Below are 13,035 nucleotides of genomic sequence, written 5' to 3'. Positions count from 1 at the left end.
TTAAAGTTCGTTTTTAAGGTTTAAAAGCGTGGCCTTTATAGCTTCTAATTTACTGATAATCTCAAACTTATCCATGCTTTTCTTTTTACCTTCCTTAAGGTGCACCTTGGCCCCTTCAAGCGTAAAGCCGCGCTCTTTAACCAGGTGGTATATAAGTTGCAGGTTCTTAACGTCTTCGGGGGTAAACATGCGGTTGCCCTTAGCGTTTTTCTTAGGTTTGAGTACATCAAACTCCTTATCCCAAAAGCGTATGAGAGAGGCATTTACATCAAATGCCTTAGCGAGTTCGCCTATGCTGTAGTATCTTTTTTCCGGAAGGTCTAAATGCATTTAGTCTAACGATTGGTTTTCCTGGTTAGCTAATTTAGAAATTAAAACGTATTCTTTTGCAGAAATGTTGCCATAATAGAAGTTAAGCGGGTTAACCACCTCGCCATTTTTATGCACTTCATAATGCAGGTGGGGCGCTTCGCTGCGGCCGGTACTACCCACATAGCCTATAACATCGCCACGCTTAACCTTTTGGCCGGAGCGCACTGCAAACTTGCTCATGTGGCCGTAAAGCGTTTGGTAGCCATAGCCATGGTTAATAACCACGCGGTTTCCATAGCCCGACATTTTGTTATCGGCAGCGCTCACCACGCCGTCTCCTGTGGCATAAATAGGTGTACCGGTACGGGCACTGAAGTCCATCCCGGCGTGAAATTTACGTATTTTGGTAAACGGGTCGCTACGGTACCCAAAGCCCGATGCCATCTGGCGCAGGTCTTCGTTCTTAACAGGCTGGATTGCAGGTATTGCTGCCAGCAGCTTGTTTTTATCTTTGGCCAGTTTGGCTATTTCGTCAAGCGATTTGCTTTGTATAACCAGCTCTTTTGCAAGCACATCAAGGCGTTTTGTGGTGGCCTCAACCAGTTCAGAGTTGTTATACCCTTCAAGAAACGAATAGCGGTTAACCCCGCCAAAGCCTGCCTTGCGCTGCTCTTCGCTTATGGGGGTTGAGTTAAAGTAGGTGCGGTACACGTTATTATCGCGGTCTTCTATACTGCTCAGGGCCTCTTCCATAAGTTTAGACTTGCGGCTCAGCTCGTTATACTGCATTTTCATGTATTCTATTTCGCGGGCCTGCAGGCGGTCTTTAGGCGTTTCAAAAAACGGGGTGTTAAGCAGTATTACAAAACACAAAAAGCCAAACAGCGCAGCAGCAGCCAGAAAAAGCACCGCATAGCCCAGCTTTGTGCCCTTTTTTATCTTAATCTTCCGGAACGCAAGGTTTTCGGAATCGTAATAGTATTTTACTTTCGCCATGTGCTAAATTATCCTATTTTTGCAGCTTATGTCCTGAAACTGTGCTGCGGTAAAGTAGTGAACAGACAAATGTAATAAATATTACACGTTTGCCATAGTTTTTGCAGCAAAGCGGTAAAAGGATGTAACGTAACCATTAAAAAATAATTTCTCACAGAGATGAAATCCCAGGATATAAGGAAGCAATTCCTGCAATTTTTTGAAGACAGGGGCCACCTGATTGTGCCAAGTGCACCAATAGTAACCAAAGACGACCCTACCCTGATGTTTAACAATAGCGGTATGGCGCAGTTTAAGGAGTTTTTCCTTGGAAACGGCACGCCTAAAAGCAAGCGTATTGCCGACACCCAGAAATGCCTTCGCGTGAGCGGCAAGCATAACGACCTTGAGGATGTGGGCTTTGACACCTACCACCACACCATGTTTGAGATGCTGGGCAACTGGAGCTTTGGCGATTACTTTAAAAAAGAAGCGATAAACTGGGCATGGGAACTGCTTACCGAAGTGTATAAAATTCCGAAAGACATACTGTACGTTTCGGTATTTGAAGGCAGCCCCGAAGAAGGTGTGCCTTTTGACCAGGAGGCTTATGACATCTGGAAAACCCTGATTGACGAAGACCGTATTATACTGGGCAACAAGAAAGATAACTTTTGGGAAATGGGCGACCAGGGTCCGTGCGGGCCGTGTTCAGAAATTCACGTAGACATCCGTTCTGCCGAGGAAAAAGCACTGGTATCAGGAAAAAGCCTTGTAAATAACGACCACCCACAGGTTGTAGAGATATGGAATAACGTATTTATGGAGTTTAACCGTAAGGCCGATAAAAGCCTGGAGAAACTCCCTGCACAGCACGTAGATACGGGTATGGGCTTTGAGCGCCTGTGCATGGTACTACAGGGCGTACAGAGTAACTATGATACCGATGTATTTACGCCGCTTATCAGCAAGATTGAGGCTGTAACCGGCACTAAATATGTATCTAAAAACGCTACCCCTGAAGAGGAGAAAGTAAACATTGCCATCCGCGTTGTGGCCGACCACGTTCGTGCAGTAGCCTTTGCCATTGCCGACGGCCAGCTGCCAAGCAACACGGGTGCAGGATATGTTATCCGCAGGATATTAAGGAGGGCTATTCGCTATGCGTTTACCTTCCTGAACAAAAAAGAGCCGTTTATTAACGAACTTGTTGCTGTACTGGCTGCACAGATGGGCGATTTCTTCCCGGAAATCAAGGCACAGCAAAACCTTGTTACCAATGTAATTAAGGAAGAAGAAGCTTCGTTCCTTCGCACACTTGACCAGGGATTACAGCTGCTTGACAATGTCATAGCAGAAACCCAGGGCACACAGGTTAGTGGTGCCAAGGCGTTTGAACTGTATGATACTTTCGGTTTCCCTTTTGACCTTACACAGCTAATTGCCAAAGAAAAAGGATATTCGGTTGATGAAGAAGCGTTTAACACTGAGCTTCAAAAACAAAAAGACCGCAGCCGTGCTGCCGGTGAAGTAGCTAAAGACGACTGGGTTACCCTTGTTGACGGCAACACCGAAAGCTTTGTGGGCTACGACCAGCTTGAAAACCAGGTTAAAATTACCCGCTACCGTAAGGTCGATTCTAAAAAAGACGGTATTTTATACCAGATAGTGCTTGATGCCACGCCATTCTACCCTGAAGGCGGTGGCCAGGTGGGCGATAAAGGCACACTTGTTTCAGGCAGCGAAACCATTGAGGTGCTTGACACGAAGAAGGAAAACAACCTGATACTGCACATTACCAGGAAGCTTCCGCAGGATGTAAACGGCAGCTTTACCGCTACGGTTGATGCCAGCCTGCGTGCTGAAAGCCAAAGCAACCACACCGCCACGCACCTGCTGCACCAGGCACTGAGGAGCATACTGGGCACACACGTAGAGCAAAAAGGCTCGCTGGTTAGCCCGGGCTACTTAAGGTTTGACTTTTCGCATTTTGCAAAGGTATCTCCGGAAGAACTTCAGCAGGTAGAAGCCTTTGTAAACGCCCGTATACAGGAGCACCTGCCGCTTATTGAGCGCAGGAGCATTCCGTTTAAACAAGCGGTTGAAGAAGGTGCCATGGCACTGTTTGGCGAGAAATACGGCGACAATGTGCGCGCCATTAAATTTGGCGAAAGCATGGAACTTTGTGGTGGTACCCACGTGCAAAACACCGCCGATATATGGTATTTTAAAATAATTAGCGAGAGTGCTGTAGCTGCGGGTATACGCCGTATTGAGGCCATTACCGGCAATGCCGTTAAAGGTTTCTTTGCCGAGCAGGAAAAGGCGCTTGACGATATTAAAACAATACTAAAGAACCCACAGGATACGTTAAAAGCTGTAACATCGCTTCAGGATGAGAACGCCAAACTTAAAAAGCAGGTAGAAGCCCTTTTAAAAGACAAGGCCAAAAACCTAAAAGGCGAGCTTGTGGCTGAATTACAGGAAGTAAACGGGATTAAATTCCTTGCCAAGCAGGTAGACCTTGATGCTACCGGCGCAAAAGACCTTGCTTATGAACTGGGCGGTACAGGCAATAACCTGTTTATTGTACTGGCTACTGTAACCGATGATAAGCCTATGCTAACGTGCTACGTTTCTAAAGAGCTTGTTGAGGCTAAAGGCCTTAACGCAGGGCAGGTAGTGCGCGAACTGGGTAAGTTTATCCAGGGCGGCGGAGGCGGACAGCCGTTTTTTGCTACAGCAGGAGGTAAAAACCCTGCCGGTATTACCGAGGCGCTTAAGGCTGCCGAAGGCTATGTAAAATAAACCGAAATTGCTATGAAAAAGATTTTTGGAATATTAATGGTTGCCGCACTGGCTTTTACATCTTGTGCAGATGATGACCTGCCTTACAACCCCGGCGAAGAAACCGGGGAAGTTTTACTGAGGCAAATGGTGGTTACACCTGCATCAGGGCAAAGCATTACATCGCAATATACTTATGATGGCGACAGGATTACGGCAGTTTCGCACAGTAACAGCACTAACGAGAGTTATTCTTATGCTACAAATGGTGCGTTAACCGAAGTGCGTTATTATGAAGAGGGCAACCTGGTAAGGAAAAGCACCTTTGAATATGCTGCTTCGGGAGCATTTAACGCTGTAGTGCATATGTATTATGATATTGCAAACCCGGCTAACAACCATGCCGAAAGGTTTACCTATGCCATAGCCGGACAGGATATTACCGTTGTAAAATACACAGGCGACGAGCAGTCTCAAACCGTAGAAGACCAAACATTTGTTCTCAAGGTTATAAACAACAACATAACCGCTATTACCGGAGATATTGAAGCCAGTTACAGTTTTGACTTTCAGGCATCGCCGTTAAGCAATGTGGCTGATTTTGGCGTTATGTACCTGGCCGACCTGCAGGGCGGTATAAACAATGTAATTACCGCAACCGAAGAAGGCGTGCAAACCACTGCAAATTATCAGTACACATCAGACGGTTACCCGGCCCAGGCTACGGTAACTACTGCGGGGCAAACCTATACAGTAACCTATACTTATTAGCATGAAGAAGCTTTTTGCCATAGCAGGGCTTGTGCTTTTTGCTGCCTGCCAGGAAGACGATGCCGTTGAGCCCGTTTATAACATTCCGGAAGATGTGTATGTAACCCAGATGACGGAAACCCTTGGCGGTACTAACATTACGCACACGTATACCTATGATGGCAACAGGCTGCTTACCGATACTGATTCTCAGGGCTATGTAAGGGAGTATAGTTATGTAAACGGGCTGCTGGTTCAGGAAGACGTTTACCTTAACAGCGAACTTGCCGAATACACTATTTTCAGCTATACATTTAATAAAAAGCTGGCACAGGCCATACACATAACTTCTAACGGAGATGGTACCTGGAGCGGGCTAAAAACCACTTACGACCGTAATACAGACGGCACAATAAGCCTTGAGCAATATCAGGGCGATGAAATTGGCCAGTATGATTTTATTAAAGAAGGTACACTAACCCTTACCAATGGCAATGTAACGGCTGTTTCGCTTACTAATGAAGACGAAGATGAGGAGGACGAAATTATACCGTTTCCGGTAGTAACCACTATTACCTACAACGGCAGCAAGGCCCCTTTTAAAAATGTTTTTAGTTATGAAGGGCTTTACCTGGCACAGCTTCAAGGCGGGCCAAACACTATAGCTTCGGTTACAACCGTAATAACCACACAGGGCGAAAACGGCCCCGAAGAAACCGGCACTACCATAACTTACACCTACCAGGAAGGCGCTAACGGCTACCCGGCACAGGAGTCGCACAGCAATGGTGTGGCAAGGCAGTATATTTACAACTAAACCGCAGCACTATGCAGTTTACCACGCAAATACCCATACAGGCCGGAAGTCCGCAGATTGATTACAATTCGCGCATACTGTCTTTAGGTTCATGCTTTGCAGTAAATATGGGCCAAAAGCTTGATTATTTTAAGTTCAGGAATAGCACCAACCCGTTTGGCATACTGTTTCACCCCCAGGCAATAGAAACATTTATTAGCCATGCTGTAAACCAAAAAGAGTTTACCGAGGCTGATATCTTTTACCACAACGAGCGCTGGCATTGTTTTGACGCGCATTCTGACCTTAGCAGCCCCGATAAAGACACAATACTACACAACCTTAACCACGCAATTTTAAATACCGCAGAAACCCTTAAAAACGCTACCCATGTAATAATTACACTGGGCACAGCATGGGTTTATCGCAACACTGCAAGCAGTAGCCTGGTAGCCAATTGCCATAAAGTACCACAAAAAGAATTTGATAAAGAACTTTTACCGGTTGAGGCGATACAACAAAGCCTGAAAGACATAATAAACCTTATAGCCGAAATAAATAATAAGGCAACAATTATTTTTACCATATCGCCGGTAAGGCATATAAAAGACGGTTTTACAGAAAACCAACGCAGCAAGGCACACCTCATTACGGCATTGCATACTGTACTGAACACTGAACACCGCACACTGAACACTGCCTATTTCCCTGCTTATGAAATAATGATGGATGAGCTGCGCGATTACCGCTTTTATACCGAAGACCTTGTGCACCCAAGCCTTACAGCAATCAATTACATTTGGGAACGCTTTGCACAGGCATGGGTAAGCCCGGCATCGCAACCTGTAATGAAAGAGGCCGATGCCATACAAAAAAGCCTGCTGCACCGCCCTTATAACCCTGACGGGGCACAGTACATTGAGTTTAAAGAAAAACTAAGCGCACGTATACAAAAACTACAACAGCAGCACCCGCACATACAGTTTTAAAGGCGTTTGTTCCAGCTTTTGCTTAGCCACAGCTTCATTTCGCTGCGTGTATTAATGCGCTTGGGCATGTGCTGGTAAATAAGTATTTCCGCACGGTTAAACGAATCCTGGCTTATAAGACCATAAAGCATCATAAACCGGTTGATAAAATCAAGCACCTGATAGCCGTTTGTACGGTCTATGCAGTCTTCAGAGCCATGTAATATATGGCGGCAGCTTTGCTCGGCTTCACTCCACCGATAGCTGAATGTGAGGGCATTCTTTTCAAAATCGGGCATAAGTAGTACCATTAAATTATTGACAATTAGCCAGTAATTTAATAAGGAGGATGTGGTGTAAATATATAAAAAATTTCAATACACCCACTATTGGGCACGGCTGCAAATTAATGTAACCTCAACCTCGTCATACTCAAGATAAAGCTTTTCATTTTTGTAGGACACATAAAACATATCTTCATTATCTTCTTCATCATAATATATATAAATAACATTTTGCCCGCCGGAACTTGTCAGCTCATATTCGGCAGTAACCGGCTGCTTAACGGCCCGGTTTTTGTTCTTTATATACCCCTTGAGGTAAAAATGAATAAGTTACACCTGTATAACCGCGGGCATTTTTAAGGGCATCTTTCTTTAAGCCATCAGTACTTTTGTTCTTTTTCTTAGCCCATTCAAGGGTTTCAGGCGAAAGTGTTACTTCCATGCTTTGCATATCAACAGTAAGGTCGGGTGTTGTAATAACATCTACTTTCCAGGTTCCCAAAAGTTCTTTAGAGGCAATACTTTGCGCAAATGCGGCCACGCCGCACAGCAGGCTGTACAGGTAGAACAGTTTTTTCATAAAAATTGTGTTTTGTGTTTCTTCCTTTTTTACAAATCGATGTTTTAACCTAAAACACTGATTTACAAAGCCAAGATATAGCAATTAAACTTCTGAGCCAAAATAATTTTAACATTTATGCAACTCTCATATCAATATTTGATATTTTATCGATAAAACGTATATAAAATTGTCTTTACACTTTAAAACCCTTGCAGGCTCTAAGTTTAAGTAATATTTATTTTATGGGTACGCACTATTTTTATTCGGTTAAATAACATAAATTTGTTAAGCATCCGTTAAAAAAACAGACAACAATAGTATTCACAACCTCAAAATTTTTAACTCTATGACGCTTACAGAGATTACTACCGCCATGAAGGCCTACAACAACATTATTAATGACGGCAATGCCCTTGTAGAACTGTACAAGCAGGGCTCTTATTTTGACTATATGAAGTCACACCTGCACACCTCTGATAATGTACATGCTTACCCCGGGATAAACGACAAAGGCGAACTTATATTTTTTGTGATACCAAGCCATTATGACACAAGCAGTACAACAGACATTACTAATTATATAGCCGTTTGCCCCATACAGCACTGGCTGCTGGGCGGTGGCAATGTATTGCCTGTGTTAGTAGCCCAGGAAATGTGCGAGCGCTGGATAAACGATTACGAAACCTGGATACCGGCACAGGTGCCTACTACAAACGGTATGTTCCTTGCATTTAAAATACCTGCCGAAGACTTTGAAACCAGCACCGTGCGCGTTAACCTTGCCCTTAAAAAGCGTGCTGCTGCTACAACCGGGCTTGCAGCCGATGTTGTAGTAACTAACATGAACGATACCGAAGTGTATAGCTATGATTTTGCTCATACAGTACCACCTATGCCTCAAACACTTACTAATTCATACTATTTACTGTCTTTAGTTTAGAAATTTATTATGGATATATACGAGTTTAGCATTTTACTTCAGTATCTATCCCCTTTGGCTCTTATAATAGGACTAACAGTCAGTGTATTTATTTATAAAAGATTAAATACGCTGACTAAAAGTCTTATGTGCTATATGGGTTTCATGCTTACCATTGAAGCTCTAAGCTATATTATAGAGAAGTGGAGTGACAACAATATGATCTTGTTACATATTTACAGCTTTGTCGAACTCAGCTTTATGCTCTATCTCTACAAAAAAGAAATGTTCAGAAAGCCACAACGGTTTCTTACTATACTGGGCATTGCAGGGCTATGTTATATTTTTGCAGAAATGCTTTTAATTTTTGTTTTTAAAGGGTTATCCTTAAAAGATTTTTCGCCTTATGCAAAAGTGGCAGACAATTTTATAATAATTCTTTTTGCATTGGCATTTATATCTGAAAGAGTAAACCATTTTCAGGAAAAAGAGTGGGGTAATTTCAGGCTAAACATAATATTTTTAGTGTTTTTTACTATCAACACGTTGTTTTTCCTGCCGTTTAATTTTATGGTCAATGCCGGCACCATAACTAAGTTTTATTTCTTTGCGGGGCATTTAACCATATTGGCACTATTTTACCTTTATTTGACATTTGAGATAATTAACAATAGTTTCAATAAATTAAAAAAAGGACAATAATTTATTCAAATTATAACTAAAGACAGGATAACCTCCTGTCTTTTTTATTACTGCAAACAGTAGTATATTACATATTATAAAACTACATTTGCAGTTATCAGGGATAAGGCCGACGACCCCTTACACCCGCTTATTACAATGACTCCACGCGAAATTTCTGAATTACTGGCAGATTGCACGCCGGTAATTTTAACTATTGGCCTCGTTGCCGGCTGTATTAATTTTAAAAAATTAGGGCCTTTACAAAAATTAGTAATGGCTTACCTGGCACTTATGTTTGTTACTGATTTACTTAGTGACTACATAGGCTACAAATGGGGCAATAACTTTATAATGCTGCACATTTACAGTCTTACAGAACTGGGTTTTATGATATACTTATATCAAAAGGTTATGTTCAGGAAAAGGCATTTGCCACTACTTATACTGGGAATACTCGGGTTGGTATACATAACCGCAGAAATAGCTTTGCTGTATGTATTTAACCAAATTGTGGTAAAAGACTTCCAGCCGTATGCCAAGGTGGTAGATAACTTTATAATAATACTTATGGCACTGGCTTATATGCAGGAACGCATGAATCGTTTCCGCGAGCAGCAATGGGGCAATTTCAGGCTAAATATGGCGTTTTTGGTCTATTTTACTGTGAATACAGTATTTTTCCTGCCTTTTAATTTTATGGTAAATGCCAGCAGCGATGTTAAGTTTTATTTCTGGACCGGCCATGTATCATTACTTATACTGCTTTATTCTTACCTTGGGTTTAAAATGCTTAAAATCCCTTCAAAGGCAATGCTTGCATAACTATAGCAGCTAAGATACCTGCATATAGGCACTTTATGTAGTTTTACCAGTCTTTATTGTATTTAAAATAGTACTTTTGACACCAGAAGGTGACCTCTTCATTCTATTTAATTATCTTAATTGCTTCATTATGGAGAAATGGCAGGACCCAAACGTTATTGCGCTTTGGATTGCTATAAGTGTGGTAATGGTAGTTACCATACTCTTATTTGTTGTTAAAATTATGCATTCCGGCTATAAACGCATGATGCAGGCTAACCTACGCCAGGCACGCCTGCAGGTGGAACATCAAAAAAAACTGGTGGAAACCGCACTTGTAGCCCAGGAACGCGAACGCACACGCATTGCTGCCGACCTGCATGACGGGCTTATAGGCCGCCTTACCCTTGTGCGCATGAAAAGCCAGGTGGGTGCCACACCTGTTGAGGTTGAAGGCCTGCTGGGCGACAGTATTGCCGAAGCCCGCCGCATATCGCACGACCTTACCCCCCCGCTGTTGGATTTTAGCCCCATGCACGATTTGCTGGATAACCTGCTCGACCCATGGCAACAAAAGCTGGATATCACTTACAGGCCTGATATACGTGCGCAAATAGACCTCACGCCCGAAAACAAAATACAGCTGCTGCGCATAGCCCAGGAACTGCTTACAAATGTTATAAAACACAGTGGTGCAACACAATTGCAGGTAACCTACCGCCAAACCGAAAAAAGCATTATCTTGCTGTTTAAAGATAATGGCAAAGGCTTTGACACCACCATCCTAAAAAACGGACTTGGACTTAACAGCCTTGAAATGAGGGCACAATACCTAAATGGGCGCTATCTGCTACGGTCGGCACCGGGCAAAGGCACACGTGCCGTTGTAGCCGTTAACCTTGCCGCATAACCAATAATCAACCTTAAATGCCTTCCTCTTGTGGGATTACACACTTATGGAAACCATAAAAATAACCATAACCGACGATGATGCCCTTATTGTTAGCCTGTTGCAAAACTACCTGCAAAGCCTTGACGGTATAGAAGTGCTGTTTACAGCCGGCAGTGGAGACGAACTCCTGCAAAAGCTAACAGATGCCACCACCCTGCCCGATGTTGCCTTATTAGACCTTAAAATGGCCGGTATGGATGGTATAGAAGCTACCGAGAAGCTTAAACAGCGCTGGCCGGATATTAAGGTTATTGTAGTATCATCGCACTACCAGAAATCGTTTATGGGTTTTATGCTTAAAACAGGGGTATCGGCATTTTTACCTAAAGGAATATCGCCGGTTGAGCTGGTTACTATTATCCGCACGGTGCAACAGCAGGGTTATTACTTTAAAGATGACCAGCTTGCCGCACTGCGCACCCAGATACCTACTAACGCCCCACGCCCCGCCCTTAGTGACGAAGAAGGGCTTAGCGAACGCGAAGTAGAGGTACTAAAGCTTATCTGTCAGCAAAAAACGGCCAAAGAAATTGGCGACCTGCTTTTTATAACCCAGCGCACCGCCGAAGGGCATAAAAACAACCTGTTTGCCAAAACAGGCGCTAAAAATATAGCAGGCCTGGTTATTTATGCCATTCAGCACGGTATAATACGTGTAGATGAGTTGCCGGTAATTTCGTGAGAAAGCTTTTAAGCTACTGAGCCTCTTAGCTACTAAGCTTTTAACCATATCAAAGCCTTAGCAGTATCCACGTAAAAATACCTGAATTGATAAAACAGGTAATTTCTACCATACCCACTCCTTGCCACTGCCCTACTTTTGTCTTGTTAGGATGAAGCAATAATGATAGTCCCGGTGCTTAAAAAGTGTAATTCTTTTTTTGAGTTAATAGAAAAGCCAGGCACGGGACACATTCTAAAAAAGCAGGGCAGGAGTAATAAGGTAATTCGTGCTATTTTAAAATACGCCCCTTATCATACTAAAGAATTACTCATCTCAGGTCGTCGTCTCCTCCTGTCCGCTTTTTTACCAAATTTGGTTTAAAGTAAAGTATATATTCAATTTTTACGTCGTTGGAAGCAGTGGGTTTTGGTAGTCCCGCTGCTTCTTATTTTATATACTTTCATTATTTTAATCTCCCTAAACCATCCTGATTCAGTGTGTTATATTCTTCTTAATTACATTTCTGTTAAGACATATAAAACGGTTTATTACATAACTTTAAGTATAATCTAAAACCTGAGTATATGAAAAAGTTAACAATAAAAACCAGTATTACAGCCATTCTTGCCATAGCAGGACTGCAAATGGCCACAAGCTGCAACAGCTGTGCCCATAAAGATAACCCTGAAACCCAAACCACATCCGCAACCCACGATACGGTTTATATTGACACCTGTATGTCTCCAAACGATTCGCTAATCCGCGAAGGCGCGTCAGGTATGTATGTGCCTGTGGGCAGGGGCAATTCTACATCAGCAACCGGTAATGGTGGCTCTGTAGGTGGTAAAGCTCCGGCAGCCGGCACAACTAAAGCCCCTAAGCAGCTTTCGCAGGAAGAAATAGATAACCGTGTAGAAAACAGCGGCAGCAGTACAGCCTATAAAAACGGTAAGCCGGCTAACAGCGGCGGTACTTCAGGCAGCGGCCAGGGTACAGGAACCGGCAGTACCGGAAACAACTCACGCGTTACAACCAAAGAAGACCAGCTAAAAAATTAAGCCTGTTGGCATTTACCTATGGCAACAGAAAGTATAATACTTTGCAGCAGGCGCATTGCCGAAAAACACCTTAAAGTGGCTGTGGCCGAAAGCGCTACAGCCGGAAGGCTTGCTACGGCATTTGCACTTACGCCAGATTCCGGACAGATATTTCTGGGCGGATTGGTGTGTTATGATGCGTGTACAAAAGAGGAATTGCTTAATATACCTCCTGAAATTATTGAAAAATTTACAGCTGAGTCGGCAGAGGTTACCCAACTGCTTGCCGAAAGGCTTACCAAATTTTTTAAAACCGATGTTGCCATAGCCATAACAGGCCTCACATCACCCGGCGGCAGCGAAAAAGAAGATAAACCTGTTGGCACCATGTTTATACACATTAAAATACCCAATGGCGTGTACTGTGCCCACCGCGAGGTTTTTAGCGGCACACCGGAAACCATAATAAACAAAGCTGTTGCTCGTACAGGCGAACTGTTGTGCAACCTGCTTGACTCCGTAAGCACAACATCAGTTTAAACAA

General features: G+C 43.3%; 15 protein-coding genes. 11 read left to right on the top strand and 4 right to left on the bottom strand.

Annotated elements, in window-relative coordinates; translation table 11 throughout:
• Both AM279_RS18615 and AM279_RS18610 read right to left on the bottom strand, forming a co-directional pair.
• A complete protein-coding gene (locus AM279_RS18615; protein WP_054409555.1) occupies window positions 1-330 on the bottom strand; it encodes a MerR family transcriptional regulator in 330 nt (109 codons plus the stop codon).
• Window positions 331-1,308 (bottom strand): M23 family metallopeptidase, encoded by a 978-nt coding sequence (locus AM279_RS18610; RefSeq protein ID WP_054409554.1) that lies wholly within the window; start codon window positions 1,306-1,308, stop codon window positions 331-333.
• 159 nt (window positions 1,309-1,467) lie between these two features.
• Between AM279_RS18610 and alaS the strand changes: the two genes are divergently transcribed.
• From alaS to AM279_RS18590, 4 genes are read left to right on the top strand one after another with little or no spacing between them, the layout of a single operon-like run.
• Window positions 1,468-4,095 (top strand): alanine--tRNA ligase, encoded by a 2,628-nt coding sequence (gene alaS / locus AM279_RS18605; protein WP_054409553.1) that lies wholly within the window; start codon window positions 1,468-1,470, stop codon window positions 4,093-4,095.
• 12 nt (window positions 4,096-4,107) lie between these two features.
• On the top strand, window positions 4,108-4,845 hold the full coding sequence (locus AM279_RS18600; RefSeq protein WP_074961402.1) for a hypothetical protein: 738 nt from the start codon (window positions 4,108-4,110) through the stop codon (window positions 4,843-4,845).
• A gap of 1 nt (window position 4,846) precedes the next feature.
• A complete protein-coding gene (locus AM279_RS18595) occupies window positions 4,847-5,641 on the top strand; it encodes a hypothetical protein (protein ID WP_054409551.1) in 795 nt (264 codons plus the stop codon).
• Between the two features lie 11 nt (window positions 5,642-5,652).
• On the top strand, window positions 5,653-6,609 hold the full coding sequence (locus tag AM279_RS18590; RefSeq protein WP_054409550.1) for a GSCFA domain-containing protein: 957 nt from the start codon (window positions 5,653-5,655) through the stop codon (window positions 6,607-6,609).
• Here AM279_RS18590 and AM279_RS18585 read toward each other — a convergent pair.
• Both AM279_RS18585 and AM279_RS18580 read right to left on the bottom strand, forming a co-directional pair.
• Window positions 6,606-6,899, bottom strand: a complete 294-nt coding sequence (locus AM279_RS18585; RefSeq protein ID WP_054409549.1) for a hypothetical protein — start codon at window positions 6,897-6,899, stop codon at window positions 6,606-6,608. The genes AM279_RS18590 and AM279_RS18585 overlap by 4 nt on opposite strands.
• Before the next feature lie 250 nt (window positions 6,900-7,149).
• On the bottom strand, window positions 7,150-7,452 hold the full coding sequence (locus AM279_RS18580; RefSeq protein ID WP_054409548.1) for a hypothetical protein: 303 nt from the start codon (window positions 7,450-7,452) through the stop codon (window positions 7,150-7,152).
• Between the two features lie 328 nt (window positions 7,453-7,780).
• Here AM279_RS18580 and AM279_RS18575 point away from each other — a divergent pair, with 328 nt between their 5' ends.
• The 7 genes from AM279_RS18575 to AM279_RS18540 all read left to right on the top strand — a co-directional run bounded on the left by AM279_RS18575 (window position 7,781) and on the right by AM279_RS18540 (window position 13,031).
• On the top strand, window positions 7,781-8,374 hold the full coding sequence (locus AM279_RS18575; protein WP_054409547.1) for a hypothetical protein: 594 nt from the start codon (window positions 7,781-7,783) through the stop codon (window positions 8,372-8,374).
• A gap of 144 nt (window positions 8,375-8,518) precedes the next feature.
• Complete coding sequence (locus AM279_RS18570; RefSeq protein ID WP_074961422.1) at window positions 8,519-9,055, top strand: hypothetical protein; 537 nt, start codon at window positions 8,519-8,521, stop codon at window positions 9,053-9,055.
• A 255-nt stretch (window positions 9,056-9,310) separates the two neighbouring features.
• Window positions 9,311-9,859 carry a hypothetical protein gene (locus AM279_RS18565; RefSeq protein ID WP_143090314.1) on the top strand — a complete coding sequence of 183 codons (549 nt, stop codon included), beginning with the start codon at window positions 9,311-9,313 and terminating at the stop codon, window positions 9,857-9,859.
• A gap of 130 nt (window positions 9,860-9,989) precedes the next feature.
• The gene (locus AM279_RS18560) at window positions 9,990-10,748 is read left to right on the top strand and encodes a sensor histidine kinase (protein WP_054409544.1); all 759 of its coding nucleotides are present in this window, start codon (window positions 9,990-9,992) and stop codon (window positions 10,746-10,748) included.
• A gap of 46 nt (window positions 10,749-10,794) precedes the next feature.
• The gene (locus tag AM279_RS18555; RefSeq protein WP_054409543.1) at window positions 10,795-11,472 is read left to right on the top strand and encodes a response regulator transcription factor; all 678 of its coding nucleotides are present in this window, start codon (window positions 10,795-10,797) and stop codon (window positions 11,470-11,472) included.
• 566 nt (window positions 11,473-12,038) lie between these two features.
• Window positions 12,039-12,512, top strand: coding sequence for a hypothetical protein (locus AM279_RS18545; protein WP_054409541.1), 474 nt, complete (start codon window positions 12,039-12,041; stop codon window positions 12,510-12,512).
• A gap of 18 nt (window positions 12,513-12,530) precedes the next feature.
• Window positions 12,531-13,031: a CinA family protein gene (locus AM279_RS18540; RefSeq protein ID WP_054409540.1), complete on the top strand. Its 501-nt coding sequence runs from the start codon at window positions 12,531-12,533 to the stop codon at window positions 13,029-13,031.
• Window positions 13,032-13,035: the final 4 nt, after the last annotated feature.

The organism is Flavobacterium akiainvivens (genome assembly GCF_001278115.1).
GTDB lineage: Bacteria > Bacteroidota > Bacteroidia > Flavobacteriales > Flavobacteriaceae > Flavobacterium > Flavobacterium akiainvivens.
The sequence above is the reverse complement of the archived record's forward strand: the minus strand, read 5'-3'. Positions and strand labels throughout refer to the sequence as shown.

Bases quoted from the DNA above. Each gene is read 5' to 3' on its own strand.
- AM279_RS18560 (WP_054409544.1), top strand. From the start codon at position 9,990: ATGGAGAAATGGCAGGACCCAAACGTTATTGCGCTTTGGATTGCTATA.
- AM279_RS18595 (WP_054409551.1), top strand. From the start codon at position 4,847: ATGAAGAAGCTTTTTGCCATAGCAGGGCTTGTGCTTTTTGCTGCCTGC.
- AM279_RS18585 (WP_054409549.1), bottom strand. From the start codon at position 6,899: ATGGTACTACTTATGCCCGATTTTGAAAAGAATGCCCTCACATTCAGC.
- AM279_RS18615 (WP_054409555.1), bottom strand. From the start codon at position 330: ATGCATTTAGACCTTCCGGAAAAAAGATACTACAGCATAGGCGAACTC.
- AM279_RS18545 (WP_054409541.1), top strand. From the start codon at position 12,039: ATGAAAAAGTTAACAATAAAAACCAGTATTACAGCCATTCTTGCCATA.
- AM279_RS18570 (WP_074961422.1), top strand. From the start codon at position 8,519: ATGCTTACCATTGAAGCTCTAAGCTATATTATAGAGAAGTGGAGTGAC.
- AM279_RS18575 (WP_054409547.1), top strand. From the start codon at position 7,781: ATGACGCTTACAGAGATTACTACCGCCATGAAGGCCTACAACAACATT.
- AM279_RS18540 (WP_054409540.1), top strand. From the start codon at position 12,531: ATGGCAACAGAAAGTATAATACTTTGCAGCAGGCGCATTGCCGAAAAA.
- AM279_RS18565 (WP_143090314.1), top strand. From the start codon at position 9,311: ATGGCTTACCTGGCACTTATGTTTGTTACTGATTTACTTAGTGACTAC.
- AM279_RS18580 (WP_054409548.1), bottom strand. From the start codon at position 7,452: ATGAAAAAACTGTTCTACCTGTACAGCCTGCTGTGCGGCGTGGCCGCA.
- AM279_RS18610 (WP_054409554.1), bottom strand. From the start codon at position 1,308: ATGGCGAAAGTAAAATACTATTACGATTCCGAAAACCTTGCGTTCCGG.
- AM279_RS18600 (WP_074961402.1), top strand. From the start codon at position 4,108: ATGAAAAAGATTTTTGGAATATTAATGGTTGCCGCACTGGCTTTTACA.
- alaS (WP_054409553.1), top strand. From the start codon at position 1,468: ATGAAATCCCAGGATATAAGGAAGCAATTCCTGCAATTTTTTGAAGAC.
- AM279_RS18555 (WP_054409543.1), top strand. From the start codon at position 10,795: ATGGAAACCATAAAAATAACCATAACCGACGATGATGCCCTTATTGTT.
- AM279_RS18590 (WP_054409550.1), top strand. From the start codon at position 5,653: ATGCAGTTTACCACGCAAATACCCATACAGGCCGGAAGTCCGCAGATT.